Genomic DNA, 16,814 nt, shown 5'->3' with positions numbered 1-16,814 from the left:
GTTGGTAAAAGCTGCAAGATGCCGAAGGTTGGAACAGTTGATTGATGTTCAAATCCAGAAACTCAATCAGACAGAGCATTTAAGCGCAACAGAGATAACTAAAGAGGCAGATCAGACTCCAGCCAGGGTTTACAGTAGCCGGGATTTACAGTTTGAGTCTGTTTACACTTATACCTGCTTTTTGCTGAACCTTCTTAGAGGTTGTTTGAAAAGTAGCAAATGGTCTGCGTTTGCTCCCTAAGTTCCCTGACTCTGGGCTTCGACGCGAACGCTCACCGAACGGAGACTTTGAACCAGAACCAGATCGGAAGTTTCCCCAGATCGGGACTTAGCGCCTGCGGCAGGCTAGACCAGAAGGCGTTCGAGCTGCGTTCAGTGCCTTTCCATCCTCTTCATCTAAGTTGGCTAAACATGCCCACATTCCAGTATGCCCACATTGAAGCAAGGTCATATCAATCTCCAAGGCCAGTGCTTCTCAAGCTAGCAAGAGCGGCAAAAGGGGTCGATCGCTCGAAATCGCAGTCTGCAATTTAAACCCGTAGCGATTTAAAATTGTATAGAGCGTATGGAGATAGACACGGCCTAGCTACAAAGCTCTATAGTCCGTGTTCTGTGATTACAAGTCATACTCAACGTTCCATAATTAAGATTGGCTCAATTTTTAGAGGGTTGTAGCAGTGATAGATACGTCTGATCTCAAACGAGATGTTGAATTGTTATCCGATCGCCTGGGTAAAACTCAGGACTATCTTTGACATTCCAGCACTGACCGCAAAAATCCAGGACTTAGAACAACTGGCGACCCAGCCTGATTTCTGGGATGACCAAACCCAAGCACAACGGATTTTGCAGGAACTCAACGATCTGAAGTCCCATGTGCAGCAGCTAGACGACTGGCGAGCAAACCTGGAAGACACGCAGGCCATTCTAGAACTGCTGGAGCTAGAACACGATCAAACCCTGCTTCAGGAGGCAGAAACAACGATTCATCAACTGAATCGAGAGTTGGCGCAGTGGGAACTGCAACAGTTACTTTCTGGCCCTTACGACCAGAACGGCGCAGTTCTAACCATCAATGCAGGAGCAGGCGGAACCGACGCTCAAGATTGGGCAGAGATGCTGCTGCGGATGTACACTCGCTGGGGTGAAACCCACGGTTATAAAGTTCACATGACCGACCTTTCAGAGGGAGATGAGGCTGGAGTTAAGTCTGCCACGCTTGAGATTGATGGGCGCTATGCCTATGGCTACCTCAAGCATGAAAAAGGGACGCACCGCCTGGTCAGGATTTCACCCTTCAATGCCAATGGCAAGCGACAGACCAGTTTTGCCGGGGTTGAGATCATGCCCGTTTTAGATTCGTCGGTAGAGCTGGACATCCCAGAAAAAGATTTAGAGATCACTACCTCGCGCGCTGGCGGTAAAGGTGGGCAGAACGTGAACAAGGTAGAAACGGCAGTTCGGGTCGTCCACTTACCAACAGGGCTAGCTGTGCGCTGCACGCAGGAGCGATCGCAGTTGCAAAACAAAGAGAAGGCACTAGCGCTGTTGAAGGCAAGGTTGCTGGTGATCGCCCAAGAGCAACGGGCGCAAGAGATTGCAGACATTCGGGGCGACATGGTGGAAGCGGCCTGGGGGAACCAAATCCGCAACTATGTTTTCCACCCCTATCAAATGGTGAAAGACCTGCGGACGGGCACTGAAACGACGGCGATCGAAGATGTAATGAACGGTGAACTTGATCAGTTTATCCAGGACAATTTGCGCCAGGAGAATCAGATGGTTGAAGCAACCAGCGTTTAGGCGATCGCCCTATTGCAACGTCTTTGCCCCTGCGGCCAGTTCCCGGCCTGCTCTCAGGGCGGTCAGCCAAATGTCTTAGGGTGGTAGTCAATCTTTTAACCGCTTGTTACATTGAAAGTGCGATGTCCTGGGAGAGCCAGTTTTGCAGTGGTTCCCATGCATCGATCGGTGATCTGTTGAGCTGAGATTTGGTTCATGAGTCAACCTTCCAACGTTCCTGAAGCATCAGCAGAATCTGTTGATCGTCAGTCGGGTGCAATCGCCCCTGAGTCACCAGGAGCAGAGATGCCGTCAACCCAATCTACGTCCCAGCCTCAGCCTAGCTATGTCAAGCTAGCCATGCGTAATATGGTGCGGAAGGGCGGCAAGTCATTGTTTCATTTCACCCTGACCACAGTGGGGCTATTAGGACTCCTGGTTGGGTTAGCCTATTTGACTCGGTAAGGAAAAGCGATGCTAGAAACCCATCCTGTACAGATCGAAGTCAATGTGCAGGATTATTTTTTTGCAGATTCATCCATAGATGACGGTACAGATAGCCCTGAGCCAGAAACACAGGCCACTCGCCTGGAAACAAACTGGCTCGAAGCAAGGTCATCAGGAGAGGTTGGTTTAGTTGGTTTAAACAGGTTGACCTCTGCACCTGTTTCGGAAGCGGCATGGGAAGGATGGTTTTGCCGTTGGCTAGAGCATTTGTCGAGCGATCGCCCATCGGCTCCAGCGTATGAACTTACTCTGCGGTTAACAGACGATCGAGAAATTAGCCGCTTAAACCAGCAATATCGTCAGAAAAATCAGGCTACCGACGTTTTAGCCTTTGCTGCGTTAGAAGCGGAGTATCCTTTACCAGAAGAGCTTCAGAGCGCAACACCGTTGTATCTGGGTGACATTGTTATTTCTGTAGAAACGGCCTATCGTCAAGCTCAGCAACAGGAGCATTCCCTGGAGCAGGAGCTAGTTTGGCTGGCGGCTCACGCCTTACTTCACTTGCTAGGGTGGGATCATCCGGATGAAGCCAGCTTAACCTGCATGTTAATGCAGCAGAAAGAGTTACTACAGCTAGTTGGCTTCAAGGCTGACTATGAGTAGGAGGAAAACGTTGACCAGGGTGAGGTAGGTTGTAACATGGGTTAACTCAGCTATTTTCTAAAAAGTTTGCTGCTGATACCGAAGTTATAAACATTACAACGTTCTATTAATACACTTCTGTTTCAACGTAGCCGCTGTTGTTTGCTTATTAGTGATGTCTATGTCTCCAGAAGTTTCGACAGAGAATTTGCCTCACACCCGGCTTGTTAAGCCTAACCGCACGCTCTCCTGGCAGGTCGCTTCTAACTTAATGGTTAGTTTCACCTATGCCTGGGCTGGGTTAAGCTACGCCTTCACCACACAGCGAAATTTCCGAATTCATCTAACCGTGGGCACGCTGGCGATCGCGCTCAGCATGTTGCTCCACCTCAGCTCGATTGAAGTTTGCATTATCGGGTTAACGATCGGAGCGGTTTTGACCATGGAGTTGTTGAACACCGCCCTTGAATCCGTAGTAGATCTCACCGTCAAGCAGACTTATCACGAACTCGCCAAGATTGCTAAAGACTGTGCGGCAGGTGCCGTCCTGGTTTCAGCCTTTGTAGCTATCCTGGTGGCTAGTGTGCTGTTGCTGCCGCCTTTGTTTGAGCTGGTGCAAACGACTCTTTAACATACAGACGACATAGGGCAAGTCGCCAACTGGTTCAAAATCCGCCAAGCTTGCAGTGATCCTAATGTTCAACCCATTAACCATTCCCAATGATTCTTGTTATTGATAATTACGACAGCTTTACCTATAACCTGGTGCAGTATTTAGGGGAATTGGGGGCAGAGCTACCTGTCGCATCCGAGATTTTGGTGTACCGCAACGACCAAATTACCCTGGATGAAATTCGAGCGCTACAACCGGATGGCATCGTGATTTCTCCAGGCCCCGGTCGTCCAGAGGATGCTGGCATTTCTCTTGACCTGATTGAAACCTTTGGGCCTTCTATGCCAATCCTGGGGGTTTGCCTGGGGCATCAGAGTATCGGTCAAGTGTTTGGTGGCACCATCACCTCTGCACCAGAGCTGATGCACGGGAAAACCTCTCAGGTACAGCACAAAGGCATTGGGGTATTTGCAGGGGTTGAAAATCCGCTGGTTGCTACGCGCTATCACAGCCTGGTAATTGAGGCACAAACCTGTCCCGAGATCTTAGAAATCACGGCCTGGGTAGAAGACGGCACAATTATGGGAGTGCGCCATCGCGAGTATCCCCATGTGGAGGGGGTTCAGTTCCATCCAGAAAGTATTTTGACGGAGTCTGGCAAAGATCTGCTGCGAAATTTTTTGCGATCGCTAGAACACCGCCAGCCGAACCATGAACAGCCGTCTGCGGTAGCGATGTCATAACCGAATTAGCCGATTAACGTGCGATTGGTGCCCTGACCGCCTCATCCTGCATAACATCAGGACAAGGGAGAGAGACAAAACTCTATTTCCCTGACTGATGCTGACCCATTCTGGAAACTGAACGTCCCTGTTGCCCGTCGATGAGTCCACCGGAATCGGTGAGCGGGTGGCAGAAATCGCTGTAAGCTAGGAGTTGCTATTTTGGCTGCAAGCGTCAAGCCGTTGTCACTATGCAATTCAACCACATAGCGCTGAAGCCCTCAAACCATAACGGCTGCAAGTTCACTGTTGAAGACGGACGTTGAATCGACTGAATAAGAGAAGTAGAACCATGATGAAGCGGCGACAACTCATTCGGTATGCAGGGGCAGGAATCTTGGCGATGGCAGGAACGGGCATCATCAGTCGGCTGCAACCGGCTCAAGCCCAAGCTAGCGGGTCAGTCACGATTCAATCGCTGGGGCATACCTGTTTTCTATTTACTGGAAATGGCCGCCGCGTTTTGGTCAATCCCTATCGTCCCATTGGGTGTACGGCTGGATACCGTCCGCCTCAGGTGGCAACTGATCTGGTGATGATTAGCAGCCGCTTGCTGGACGAAGGCGTGGTTGAAGGGATTCCCGGTAGTCCACGTCTGTTGTCTGAACCTGGCATTTTTGAGGTTCAAGGAATAGAGGTTCAAGGCATTAGTACAGAGCACGATCGCGTCGGTGGACGACGATTTGGCATGAACGTGGCATGGCGTTGGAACCAGGGGGGTGTCAATCTGCTGCATATGGGTGGAGCGGCGGCTCCCATTTCGGTAGAACAACAGATTCTTCTGGGTCGCCCGGATGTGCTGCTACTGCCAGTTGGTGGCGGGCCTAAAGCGTATACCGCTCAAGAGGCAAAAGCAGCAATTCAGGTATTAAACCCCAAAGTGATTATTCCAACCCATTACCGGACGCAAGCTGCCGATGCGAACGCTTGCAATATTGCTTCAATCGACGAGTTTTTGTCTGCGATGGACGGTACGCCAGTGCGCCGTGCCAATGGAGATACGGTCACTATTGGGCGGAGCGACTTACCCGACTCTGGCAGCAGGATTGAAGTTTTAAGCTACAGGTTCTAAGTTAGTGATGAGTGCGGCTCATCGCCTCCCTGTATTGCCAATTACATTCCATTTCTTATTCCTATGCCAGCAGAGTACTCCCAGCGTCGTGAGCAGTTGATGACCCAGCTTGGTAAAGGTACTGCCATCTTCCGCAGTGCCCCAATGGCAGTAATGCATAACGACGTGGAGTACAACTTTCGGCAGGACAGCGATTTTTACTACTTAACCGGGTTCAACGAACCGCAGGCCGTTGCTGTATTGGCTCCCCACCACGAAGAGCATCGCTTTGTGCTGTTTGTGCAGCCCAAAGATCCGGAACGGGAGACATGGACGGGCTATCGAGTAGGGGTTGAAGCGGCGAAAGAGCGCTTTGGTGCAGATGCCGTTTATCCGATTGAGGAGTTGGATGAAAAACTGCCCCACTATCTTGAGAAAGCCGATCGCATCTACTACCGACTGGGACGCGATCGCGCCTTCAACGACAAAATCTTAACCCAGTGGCAGCGGTTCATGGCAACTTATGCCAAACGAGGAACAGGACCAACGGCGATCGAAGATGTGGGGCCGCTGCTGCACGCTATGCGGCAAATCAAGAGTTCTACCGAACTGGAACTGATGCGAACCGCTGCCGCGATCGCCGCCGAAGCGCACAACCGCGCCCGTGATTTTGCTCGACCGGGACGCTATGAGTATCAGGTGCAAGCCGAGATTGAGCATACGTTTCGGCTAAACGGGGCAACCAGTCCGGCTTATCCATCGATTGTGGCATCCGGTGCCAATGCCTGCGTGTTGCACTATACGGAAAACGATCGCCAAATGCAGGACGGGGATCTGCTGTTAATTGATGCGGGCTGCGCCTATGGATATTACAACTCAGATATCACCCGCACCTTTCCTGTAGGGGCAAGGTTTACGCCAGAGCAAAAAGCGATTTACGAAATTGTGCTAGAAGCGCAGTTGCAGGCGATCGCGCAAGTGCAACCAGGCAACCCTTACAGCCATATTCATGAAACGGCAGTAGGGGTAATTGTGGACGGGTTGATCGATTTGGGGTTATTAAGGGGCGATCGCGAAGACATTATCAAAGAGGAGAAATATAAACCCTTCTACATGCACAAAACCGGGCACTGGTTGGGGTTGGATGTGCATGATGTTGGTGTGTACCAGCATGGCGAGACAGCTCACACGCTGGAACCAGGACAGGTAACAACAATTGAGCCGGGAATTTACATTTCTCCTACGATCAAGCCAGTAGACGGGCAACCAGAGGTTGATCCGCGTTGGCACGGCATTGGGATACGAATTGAGGATGATGTGCTGGTGACATCAACCGGGTACGAAATACTGACAGACGGTGTGCCGAAAGCGGTGAGCGAAATGGAACAGTAGAGCCATTGACGCTAAATGCCTCTATGATTTTGCATTAACAGTTTTGCACTAACGCCAGATCTTGATACCAGTTTCAGTGGCCGCCACAAAGAGCTGACCATCAGGACTAAACGCAATATTAGTGGATGCCCCACGAAAGGCACGGATCTGCTGTCCAGTGTGTAAATCATACAAACGGATCGGGCGCTGATGGTCTGCGGCGGCAAAGGTTTGGAGGTCAGGGCTAAGAAGGAGCCAATCTCTCCCCGCCAAGCCGCCTATGGAATGAGTGATCTCTCCGGTGCGGGTGTTCCAGGTTGTAATTTGCCGAGTTTCTTCTAGCTGTGTTTCTGGATCTCGCGTCAAAGTAAAGGTGCCTGTTAATGCCTCACCATCGAGGCTAAAAGCAAGTTCAAAGCCGTCTAAGCCTCCTGTGAGCGTCTGCATAACCTGCCCGGTTGCGAGATCGAGCCAGGAAATTTTACCGTCTATGTGGGTACTCGCCAACGTGCGACCGTCTGGGCTAACGCGCAACGCTCGAATGACTTCACGATGACCCACAATGCTACGACGCAACCTCCCTGTGTTAACATCCCACTCTTGAATAATGGGCGTTGTGGCTGTGCTATACAGGGTTCGTCCATCCGGGTTAAATGTCAAAATTGCATTATGATAAAAAGCTCCGTTGCGATATTGGGGTTGTATCGATCGCTGTAAGGTGCGCTGTAGTTGCCCCGTATTGGCATCCCAGAGCCGAATCACCAGCATTCGGATATCGTAATTGTATTCTCCAGTCGCCAATAACTGACCGTTGGGACTAAAGGCAACGGCGCTCACAAACGGACGGTGCCCCAATAAGGTGTAAAGCACTCGCTTTGTGTCTATCTCCCAAACGCGAACCGCGTCGGCATATTCTTGCGGGTTAGTGGCCATTGCGCTGGCGACCATGCGATTATCAGGGCTTACAGCAATGACGTTACTGCTTCCAGTCACCAGTCCTGGATTGACGATGGTACGAACTAACCGAGCGGTTGCCCAGGTTTTAACTGGAGGTGAAGCCGTTTGAGCGATCGCCTCCCGTTGGGAAACATGGGGCAAAGCGCCTGCGGTTGCAGGAGTGGCGATCGCGCCAGCACATACGGCAGCAATCCATAGGGCGATATACCAGCGGCTGCGACCTAACCAGGGCAACCGAGCCAATTGAATTTCAACCATACGCTGTTTAAGCAGAGGGAATGTAAAAAAATATTGAGAAAAATTAAAGTTACAAGTTGCTCAAATCGCGTCGATCGCGCTGATTACAACGAATTACAGCAATTGGGCGGAATTTATCCCTCTAATACAGTAGCAAGGGGTAAACTACAGCACTTTTCTGCCCCAAGGTAGCAGATGACCTGGCGATCGACTGAGTAGAATCACAAATATACGTCCGAGTAGTCTAAGAAACGAAATTCAGCGTTACAAACAGCGGATGCGTCAAGCAGAAGGCTAGTAACGGTTGTTAGTAGACAGTTGACTAATTGAGTCCTTTTTAGCTCGTTTAGCTTGCCTATTCCATTGTTGGGCAGAGTGAGGCTGATAATATGCAAGGTTTGACAGTTTCCACGGCGGCACATCCAGAGCAGGTGGAGCGGTTTCGCCAACTCCAGGAGCAACTGCGGGCACGTTGGCACGCTGCCGATGAGCTTGATCGAGAAGATTGCGATATTTTGGTGATCCCATCTCTGAGCCTGGATCAGCGTGAACTGCGTAAAGTTCAGGGCATTCATCACTACGAAGAGCGACTGCTGTTCTCGCTTATGCGGCTGCGAAACCCGTACAGCCGAGTGGTGTATGTTACGTCCCAGCCCATCCACTCGCATATTATTGACTACTACCTGCAACTGTTGCCGGGAATCCCGTTCTCCCATGCGCGCGATCGCCTGCTGCTGCTTTCAACCTACGATTCGTCGTTTAAGTCGCTAACACAGAAGATTTTGGAACGTCCCCGCTTGATGGCACGGCTGCGGCAGGCGATTCGGGTAGACAAGGCGTACATGGTCTGCTTTAACTCCACCTCGCTGGAACGCGATTTAGCGGTGCAGTTAGGGATTCCCATGCTGGCAGTCGATCCCGACTTGCTGCACTGGGGTACGAAGAGCGGTAGCCGTCAGATTTTTGCAGAAAGCAACATTCCTCACCCAGACGGCAGCGAATTGATGTGGACAGCAGAAGACCTGGCCGCCGCCGCTGCCGATTTGTGGGAACGGCAACCGACTTTAAAGCGCATGGTTGTCAAGCTCAATGAAGGCTTTTCTGGAGAAGGCAATGCCCTGCTCGACCTGAGGCCGTTACAGCATGTTGCACCTGGCCTGGTTTCATCACGGGAACGGGCATCTCTGTTGCTCGATCGCTTCGAACAGCTCAGTTTTCAATGCGATACGGAAACATGGAGCAACTTTGGCGGGCGCGTTCCAGAATTAGGCGCGATCGTGGAAGCGTTTATTGAGGGAGACGAAAAGCGATCGCCCAGCGTGCAGGGGCGCATCACACCCACCGGAGAAGTGGAAATCCTGTCTACCCATGACCAAATTTTGGGCGGGCCAGATGGACAAATCTTCCTGGGATGTCGTTTTCCAGCAGATGAATGCTACCGCTTGCAGCTTCAGGAATATGGGCTAAGTGTGGGTCGAAACCTGGCAGCAAAGGGAGCATTGGAACGTTTTAGCCTGGATTTTGTTGCCGTCCGGCAACCCGGACGACCGGGTAACGAGTGGGAGTTGCAGGCGATCGAAATCAACCTGCGGAAAGGCGGCACCACCCATCCGTTTATGACACTCAAGCTGTTGACCAACGGTTGCTACGACCAGGAAACGGGTTTGTTTTACAACCACCACGGCAGCCCCAGATACTATATTGCAACCGATAATCTGCAACGCGATCACTATCATGGCCTGCTGCCAAACGACTTAATGGAAGTCATTGCCCATCACGGGCTGCACTTTGACAGCACCTCCGAAACAGGAACCGTGTTTCATTTGATGGGTTGCCTGTCCGAGTTTGGCAAACTGGGGCTGACCAGCATTGGCAAGTCGCCTCAAGAAGCAGACGATATCTACCATAAAGTGATTCACGCCCTCGACCAGGAAACCTCCAGCCAGGAACTACAAGCACGTCACTTTCCCCCAGCCCTTTCTTTTGGATGGAGCGGTTAACCAGCGGCGAGCCGGATATTCCCAGGAGCTTTATCAGCAAGCCGCCGCCTGCTTGGAACAGGCAGCGGCTCTTTGGGTTCGTGTGTATATAGCCGAGTGGATAGTGGACGCAATGAACAAAACAATTTTCGGGTTGGGAATGGCATTCCTGATGACAGCCTGTGGCTTCACAGGTGAAGCAGATGGGGTTTCAACCACGCCAACCGAAATACCTGCTTCGTCTGCGGCTTTAACTAGAGCCGCCGCCACACCGTTGCCGTTGCCAGAGGTGCAGTGTCAGGGCGAACTGCCAGAAGCTCTAGCCGAAGTCACTGCTGGATATCGATTGGCGGATGAATCTGATTTTGTGTCTTCTATTCGTGACTTTAACCAGAACGCGACAGAAGATCTAACGTGCAGCATCTTTACCGCCGATTTTGATGAAGATAAAGACCGAGACTATGCGCTGTTGTTAGTCGATGACAAGACGTCCAGTTTCCGCGTCCAGTTGGCTCTGAATCAGGGAAATGGCACGTTTAAACCACTGGTTCTTAAGGAATTTGAACCGCTCGCAGACACCGAAGCGGGCAGTGTCTATATCTCTTTGAACTTCAAACGCCCCGGCTCGGAAGGGTTAGCAAACCGTGAGTATAGCCCCCTCACTGACACGGCTCGCAATGTGTATTTATCGAAACCTGCGATCGACCATTGGCGAGCGATTCAAATGGATGAGCAGGGAAAACCAACCAGCCTCGACGTTAGCAGTCTGGGATACTGTTCTGATGCTTACTACTATGTCAATGGCAATTTAGTCATGTTTACCGTCTGTGATTGATTGAGGTTGAAACCACTCACGGTAGTGAAGTCATCGGATCAAGCCACAGCAACACAGTGCGCTTTAGCTGGTTCAAGTCTCGATACACTTCCTGTCGCACAAATTGGGCGATCGCATCTAACGGTGTAAATGAAGCGCCCGCTGTCCAGCTCACATCCTGCCCTAAAGGAGTGAGATGGTTGCCATTCAAAATCTGAATGGTGGTCATTTCTGGAAATCGGGTGAGCATGGCTTCGCTCAGCGGCCTGGTTTGGTCAATATCATCATTTCTAAACTTAACCAGCAGATTGCGCCGTACCTGATATTGCTTCTCAATCAGCAGATTCGTCTCTTCTGGCGAAGGCGTGAATTCAATGGCAAAGTTTGGCGAAAATTGCACAAACTGCTCAACCAGCGGAATGGCGCGACGAGCCGGATAGTTATTGAACGAAATCAGAATATTTCCGGCGCGTTCCTGCGGAAACAAACTGCCAATTAGCAAATGCAGCTTGCAGCCCATGCTGTGCCCGATGCCGTAAACCGGGAGATAGCGTTTTTGAATGACTTCTGTTAGAAGATGCTCTAACCCTAAGTTGAAGATCCGCAGGGTTTGTTTGGCGATCGCTGCATGGTCGAGCGTATTAACAAATGGAGTCGCGACGACTGCATATCCCTGGTTAGCCAGGTTTTCTAACAGCCAGCGGTAGGTGACATGGGGAGCCGTTGCCACAAACGCTCCGCCTAAAAAATGAATGACTGCAACGGGTCGGGGAGGGACTAACACCCAGTTCCCGTAAATCTCCTGCCAAATCATGTTGAGTAATGTAAATCGATCTTCTTCTATCGTAGATGGAGACCACGGTAGCAGACTCGATTTTCGTGGGGTTTAGCGGCGATCGCCTCCAACCCATCCCTTCGATCAAGCCGTTCAGAGCAAGACAGATCAGGGCATCATCACGGGAACTCTAGCATTTTCTGTATCGAAGTAAGGCTTGGGTTCATAGCCAAGAATAGGAGCAACCAGAGACTTAGGCAGCGATTGCACCTGCTGGTTGTACCCATGAACCGTGTAGTTATATCGGTTTCGCTTAGCGGCAAGCTGGTTCTCAGAATCGGTTAACTCATATTGCAAACCAGCAACCACTTGGTTTGAGCGCAATAGGGGGTTTTGCATCATATAGTTCTCAAACCGATTGAGCGCCCTGGCTAACTCGTTGGCCGCTTCGATCTTTTCCATACGAGTGTTTGCCGCTAAAAAGCTTTGCCGCGTATGGGCTAAAACTGCCGCCAGTTCCCGCTCTGGGTGAGCGCTCGACTGGGTTACATCGATCAGGCTGGGAATCAGATCGGCCTGCCGTCGCAACTGGTTCTCTACTTTCTGCCACGAGAAGTCTACCTTTTCGGTGGCTGCGGTCAACGATTGGTACGTCCACACTAGCCAACCTAGAAGCGTAACGCTTGACGCGATAGCCCCCATCCACAGCTTTTTTCGACGCTCGATCGCCTGCTGCTGCAACTGTTGCTGAAGGTCAATCGTTTGAAGATAGTGCAAAGCCGCCTGAACATACTCTGGAGGGATATCTGCCTCTAAACCAGCCTGAAGCAGCTCTGGAAGAGCATATCCCTGGTCGTGTTGTTTGCGGGTATATAGCCGCGCGGCCAGGGCAAACACCTCTGGCACCTTGTCATTCGAAATGCGTGGTTCTGTCATAGGAGAGGTCAGATACACAGCCTACTCCAATGATCTCCCACTACGATACCTGAGTTCCCACATTAGCGATCGCGTTGTTATTTCTTTAGATCAAACGGCTAAGTGGGTACCCTGAGTGCATTCAGCCGAACCCCCTGTTTCGAGCCGCTGTTGACAACGCAACCGTTAATCCCGCCCAAACGGGTGCGATTGGTACCACTGAATTAACTGTCAAACAAGTTCCAGTTCGTCCACGGTGATTCAGGTCGATCGGGTTGTTTCAAATCAGTAGGGGGGCGATCGGAACTCCAGGCCCACCACACCGTTCCACAGCGGCATTGATAAAACTCTTGCCATTTACGGCGATGATCTTCAGTAAAAACGGGCGATCGGCGGTTGATCCAAACATGTTCCGCTTCAACCGAGGCTGAACGACAGGTAGGGCAACTAAACTCTCGGGCGTGTGCTGCTGATTGAGTCCATTCAGGAGGAAACGGATTAAATGCGTCCATGCATCAAAGATGAAGAGGCTAGATACCTACTATCCTACTCACAACCGAAACTAAAGATTAGAGATTTCAGTGGAGGATAGCGAAGGTGTCAAAGTTTTAAGCGGTGGACGAAAAACTAGATTTTCCGTCTACCTTGAAGCATCAGTAGCGTAGACACCATGTCTTTTAGCCACACCTTCGCTAAATTGATGCTCAACCCACTCAGATCGACTATCCAAATTTAGTAGTTGCTCAACTAGCTGCTAGCCCTGAACTGGCGAAAGAACTCATCCTATGAATTACCTCAATGCCATCCCTCTCAACATCATTTCGCTAATCGGAATTTTTGGCCTGTGCGGCATCGCCTGGATTTTTTCCGAAAATCGTAAGCTCAAATATTTTCCCTGGCGGTTGGCGATCGCCGGAATTTTGCTGCAATTGGGTTTAGGGGCTTTGGTGTTTGTAGTGCCAGGTTCGCGCGAAGCGTTGCAGCTTTTTAGCAGCTTTTTGGACAGTTTGTTTATCGCCGCTGACTTTGGGGCACGATTTGTCTTTGGGCGCAACATTGTTCCGGTGCCTGGTACAGAGCCAGACATCAACCTTGGCTACATTTTCGCCTTTCGAGCATTGCCCACCGTAATCTTTTTCTCTGGCTTAATGGCACTGTTGTACAACATTGGTGTCATTCAGTTCGTTACTACGATCTTCGCCAAAATTTTCTATACGGTAATGCGGTTGAGCGGTGCAGAAGCGCTCAGCGGTGCAGCGAATATTTTTGTGGGCATTGAAGCGGCGATCGTCGTGAAACCTTTTCTGGCTAAAATGACCCGCAGCGAACTCTGCGCCATTTTGTCCTGCTGCTTTGGCACGGCAGCATCGTCTACATTGGCGATCTATGTCAGCTTTTTGCGCCCGGTCTTCCCAAACATTCTGGGACACCTTGTATCGGCATCTATCATCGCTATTCCAGCCTGTTTTGTTCTGTCCAAAATTTTGGTGCCCGAAACCGAAATTCCGCTGACTGCCGCAGGAATCCCCCGCCAGGACGATATTAGAGCGTCGGAATACACCTTAACGGATGCATCTGAATCGGGAGAAGCAGCCCGTGAAACCGTAGGTGGTGAACCGATCGAGCGCATTAGCCCATTGGATGCGGCTATTATTGGAGCGCTGGATGGGGTCAAAATGGCCGTGTCGATCGCCGCTGTCCTGATCCTGATTCTGGGATTGGTTTCGTTAATCAATCAACTGTTTGGCTGGTTGGCTATTTTACCCGGCTCCGTAGGAGAGTTCTTTCAAGTCTTCACGCTCTCGAACATTTTGGGCGCACTCTTTCTGCCCCTAACAGCGTTGACTGGAGTGTCCCTGGAATGGAACGAACTGTGGCAATCGTCCGTGATTATTGGACGTAGATTGCTAGAAACAGCAATTCCGCCCTATCAAGCGTTGGGGGAAGCCGCCGCATTACCCGAAGCACAGCGGGTCATTAGCGATCGCGCCGTGCTAATTGTTAGCTATGCCTTATCTGGGTTTGCCCATCTCGCGTCAGTCGGTATTTTTGTCGGTGGTGTTTCAGCGCTAATCCCCTCACGCCGTCGCGATATCGCCGCCCTTGGCTGGAAGGCTCTGTTCGTTGGAACGCTAGCAACCTATATGATTGCTTGCGTTGCCGGATTTTACGACACGGGTGCTCCAGGCATCTTAGGCGAACGGGAAGAAACCCCAGCCATTACCGCTCCAGCGTCGCCTGTTAGTCCGGCGAATTCCCCTAGCCCGGTACAAACGGCTCCTGCTATTGCGCCCGGTGCTTCCCCAACGGTTGCACCAACCAATCCCCCAGCGCTGCCCAGCCCGACAACCGTACCCCCGGTGCCCCCACAATCCAGCCCATCCCCATAGGATCGAGAAACTGTGGCAAGCAGGAAATAGACCCGAAGCCTCTAAGGTAAATCATGAACAACCGGGCTAACTTTCGCTCGATGCAACAGCTTGTCGCCCTGACGATACCCGGTGTAGCGAATCCTGACCGGCTCTCCCGGTGCAGCCGTTCCATCCATCAGTTGGTGAAAGTGCGGGTCGTAAGGAAGTTCAGTGCCAACCGGGGCGATCGCCTCAATGCCCCACTGGGTTAACAACTGCTCCACCGGACGCATCAATGGCAGCAACCGAGCCGCCGGGATTTGAGGATTCTGTTGAGCAGCATAGGCGGCAGTAGGAAACTGAAGCATCCACGATTCCAGCGTTTGCAGGCTGGCGAGTTGAAACTCTTGCCAAAGCTGCTCTCGCTGTGCCGCCAGTTGAGCCTGTAATCGCTGATAGTCTTGCTGCCATGCCTCTACGTTAACGTTGCTTGGCGCTGTACCCGTTGGCGCTCCATGCAGTGCTAACTCAGAAAAAGTTTCAACCAGATCGGCCACCGAAAGGTGCAACGCCTGACTGATGCGGTGTAATTCTTGCAGCCGCATTTGGGCTGCCCGTCCCTGGCGAAGCTGACGCACCTGCCATTCAGATACCCCTGCCACCTGGCTGAGCGCTTTAAAACTAGAAACACCTGCCTCTTGCATCAGCGATCGCAACAGACAGGTGTAATTTGAAGCAGAAACTTGGCTCATCGGAAAACTCGAATAGTAGACATGCGGATCGGCTTGCTGATCAAAGTCTATTATTCAAAGCTTCACGATTACTATTGCAACAAGCTGCGGAGCATCCAGGCGGTTTTTTCGTGTAGACGCATCCGCTCGGTGAGCAGGTCAGCCGTAGACTCATCGCCAGCCTTCTCTGCTGCTGGGAACGCTGCCCGTGCCGTGCGAACGACGGCCTCGTTACCTTCAACCAGCAAAGCAATCATTTCTTCTGCTTTGGGTACGCCTGGTGTTTCAGGGATAGAGCTAAGCTCTGCATACTCGCTATAGGTACCAGGAGCCGGAAATCCCAGAGAACGAATTCGCTCAGCGATGTCATCAACCGCTACTGCTAGCTCGGTGTACTGAGTTTCAAACATCGTGTGCAGCGTTTGGAACAGCGGCCCTGTGACGTTCCAATGGAAATTGTGGGTCTTGAGATAAAGCGAGTAAGTATCGGCCAGTAAACGAGACAGCCCATCTGCGATGGCATTGCGATCGGTTTCTCCAATCCCAATGTCCATAGGCTGTGATTGATTTTGAACTTGCATAGGTTCTCCTGTAGTGAACTAAAGCTGAATGAAAGTATCCGCGTGGGGCGGAAATTGCTAGAACAACCGTTTTTCGCCGAGTAAGTTTGTCGAGCGACCCTCTTAATTTAAGCGAGGTGCATTTGTAAAACTGATTTAGGTGCTCGACGGACACGACAACGAATGGTCTCATACCCTAAACGACTGCAAGCTTCGTAGCGATGGCAACCAGAGAAACCATAATATTTCCCTTCCACTTCTAGAACGTCAATCGGCTCTTGCAGGCCAATTTCCCGAATTGACTCCATTAGCGCGGCCACTTTGTCCTGGTCGTTTTGGCGAAACAGCGGACGACGGATTTCTTGGATGGGGACTTCCTGGATTTTTACTGCCATGCTTCTATTTCAGTTCCATGTTGCTTCTTCTTAATCATACTCGTTATGAGTATGAGTTGCAACGTTTCGACATCATTTTCTGGCAACCTTTCCTGAAGCCACTCTCCAAGTCTAAGTAGGGTCTGAATCAGATCTCAGTGTCTGAATCGACTCGACCGACAGGGTTAAGGCAAAGCCTGCCAAAAGCGTAGCAGCCCAAGTACTATGGCTCATGCGAAACATTAGCTGCCGGATTGGGTCAACAACTGAGGGAAAGACTGTACTCCTGGAGCTTGAGCCAGCCGAAACACGTAGCCTACTAGAAGCTAAAAGCTAAGGTCAAGAATTGGTGAAGTTGGCACGAACTACGAGGTGCAGCGTTATGGTTTGGAAACACTAACGAAGGCTCAAGCTCGATCTGAACCTTTACAAT

At 51.1% G+C, this 16,814-nt stretch carries 17 protein-coding genes; 10 read left to right on the top strand and 7 right to left on the bottom strand.

Annotation, left to right across the window (positions count from 1 at the left end; genetic code table 11):
* The first annotated feature begins 680 nt into the window (after window positions 1-680).
* The 7 genes from prfB to IQ268_RS05095 all read left to right on the top strand — a co-directional run bounded on the left by prfB (window position 681) and on the right by IQ268_RS05095 (window position 6,709).
* A protein-coding gene (prfB, locus tag IQ268_RS05125) for a peptide chain release factor 2 (protein WP_193876294.1) occupies window positions 681-1,803 on the top strand; the annotation gives its coding sequence in 2 pieces (ribosomal slippage) (window positions 681-752 and window positions 754-1,803; 1,122 coding nt in all).
* Window positions 1,804-1,998: 195 nt separating this feature from the next.
* Window positions 1,999-2,247 (top strand): DUF3285 domain-containing protein, encoded by a 249-nt coding sequence (locus IQ268_RS32075; RefSeq protein ID WP_228035097.1) that lies wholly within the window; start codon window positions 1,999-2,001, stop codon window positions 2,245-2,247.
* Window positions 2,248-2,256: 9 nt separating this feature from the next.
* Entirely contained in the window at window positions 2,257-2,892 is a 636-nt protein-coding gene (gene ybeY, locus IQ268_RS05115; protein ID WP_193876208.1) for an rRNA maturation RNase YbeY, read from the top strand.
* A 160-nt stretch (window positions 2,893-3,052) separates the two neighbouring features.
* Window positions 3,053-3,502 carry a diacylglycerol kinase family protein gene (locus IQ268_RS05110; RefSeq protein WP_193876206.1) on the top strand — a complete coding sequence of 150 codons (450 nt, stop codon included), beginning with the start codon at window positions 3,053-3,055 and terminating at the stop codon, window positions 3,500-3,502.
* Window positions 3,503-3,591: 89 nt separating this feature from the next.
* Complete coding sequence (locus IQ268_RS05105; RefSeq protein WP_193876204.1) at window positions 3,592-4,227, top strand: aminodeoxychorismate/anthranilate synthase component II; 636 nt, start codon at window positions 3,592-3,594, stop codon at window positions 4,225-4,227.
* Between the two features lie 334 nt (window positions 4,228-4,561).
* Window positions 4,562-5,338: an MBL fold metallo-hydrolase gene (locus tag IQ268_RS05100; protein ID WP_193876290.1), complete on the top strand. Its 777-nt coding sequence runs from the start codon at window positions 4,562-4,564 to the stop codon at window positions 5,336-5,338.
* A 63-nt stretch (window positions 5,339-5,401) separates the two neighbouring features.
* A complete protein-coding gene (locus IQ268_RS05095; RefSeq protein ID WP_193876202.1) occupies window positions 5,402-6,709 on the top strand; it encodes an aminopeptidase P N-terminal domain-containing protein in 1,308 nt (435 codons plus the stop codon).
* A 48-nt stretch (window positions 6,710-6,757) separates the two neighbouring features.
* On the opposite strand, the gene IQ268_RS05090 is transcribed toward IQ268_RS05095, so the two are convergent.
* Entirely contained in the window at window positions 6,758-7,903 is a 1,146-nt protein-coding gene (locus IQ268_RS05090) for a WD40 repeat domain-containing protein (RefSeq protein ID WP_193876200.1), read from the bottom strand.
* A 368-nt stretch (window positions 7,904-8,271) separates the two neighbouring features.
* Here IQ268_RS05090 and IQ268_RS05085 point away from each other — a divergent pair, with 368 nt between their 5' ends.
* Both IQ268_RS05085 and IQ268_RS05080 read left to right on the top strand, forming a co-directional pair.
* Window positions 8,272-9,882 carry a peptide ligase PGM1-related protein gene (locus IQ268_RS05085; protein WP_193876198.1) on the top strand — a complete coding sequence of 537 codons (1,611 nt, stop codon included), beginning with the start codon at window positions 8,272-8,274 and terminating at the stop codon, window positions 9,880-9,882.
* Complete coding sequence (locus IQ268_RS05080; protein WP_193876196.1) at window positions 9,866-10,696, top strand: hypothetical protein; 831 nt, start codon at window positions 9,866-9,868, stop codon at window positions 10,694-10,696. The genes IQ268_RS05085 and IQ268_RS05080 overlap by 17 nt, the downstream gene beginning before the upstream one ends.
* A 16-nt stretch (window positions 10,697-10,712) precedes the next feature.
* Here the strand turns inward: IQ268_RS05080 and IQ268_RS05075 are convergent, their stop codons facing one another.
* The 3 genes from IQ268_RS05075 to IQ268_RS05065 form a co-directional block, all read right to left on the bottom strand.
* Entirely contained in the window at window positions 10,713-11,489 is a 777-nt protein-coding gene (locus IQ268_RS05075; protein ID WP_193876194.1) for a DUF1350 family protein, read from the bottom strand.
* A 129-nt stretch (window positions 11,490-11,618) separates the two neighbouring features.
* Complete coding sequence (locus IQ268_RS05070; RefSeq protein ID WP_193876192.1) at window positions 11,619-12,386, bottom strand: LemA family protein; 768 nt, start codon at window positions 12,384-12,386, stop codon at window positions 11,619-11,621.
* A gap of 203 nt (window positions 12,387-12,589) precedes the next feature.
* A complete protein-coding gene (locus IQ268_RS05065; protein ID WP_193876190.1) occupies window positions 12,590-12,877 on the bottom strand; it encodes a hypothetical protein in 288 nt (95 codons plus the stop codon).
* 273 nt (window positions 12,878-13,150) lie between these two features.
* Here IQ268_RS05065 and IQ268_RS05060 point away from each other — a divergent pair, with 273 nt between their 5' ends.
* A complete protein-coding gene (locus IQ268_RS05060; RefSeq protein ID WP_193876188.1) occupies window positions 13,151-14,755 on the top strand; it encodes a NupC/NupG family nucleoside CNT transporter in 1,605 nt (534 codons plus the stop codon).
* 41 nt (window positions 14,756-14,796) lie between these two features.
* Here the strand turns inward: IQ268_RS05060 and IQ268_RS05055 are convergent, their stop codons facing one another.
* The 3 genes from IQ268_RS05055 to IQ268_RS05045 all read right to left on the bottom strand — a co-directional run bounded on the left by IQ268_RS05055 (window position 14,797) and on the right by IQ268_RS05045 (window position 16,402).
* A complete protein-coding gene (locus IQ268_RS05055; RefSeq protein WP_193876186.1) occupies window positions 14,797-15,468 on the bottom strand; it encodes a helix-turn-helix domain-containing protein in 672 nt (223 codons plus the stop codon).
* A gap of 71 nt (window positions 15,469-15,539) precedes the next feature.
* Window positions 15,540-16,028, bottom strand: coding sequence for a Dps family protein (locus tag IQ268_RS05050; protein WP_193876184.1), 489 nt, complete (start codon window positions 16,026-16,028; stop codon window positions 15,540-15,542).
* Window positions 16,029-16,135: 107 nt separating this feature from the next.
* Window positions 16,136-16,402, bottom strand: a complete 267-nt coding sequence (locus IQ268_RS05045) for a ParB N-terminal domain-containing protein (protein ID WP_193876182.1) — start codon at window positions 16,400-16,402, stop codon at window positions 16,136-16,138.
* Between the last annotated feature and the right edge of the window lie 412 nt (window positions 16,403-16,814).

The sequence above is a fragment of the Oculatella sp. LEGE 06141 genome (assembly GCF_015207605.1).
Lineage (GTDB): Bacteria > Cyanobacteriota > Cyanobacteriia > Elainellales > Elainellaceae > Oculatella.
Note: the sequence above shows the minus strand (reverse complement) of the source record. Positions and strands in the feature narration are given on the sequence as shown.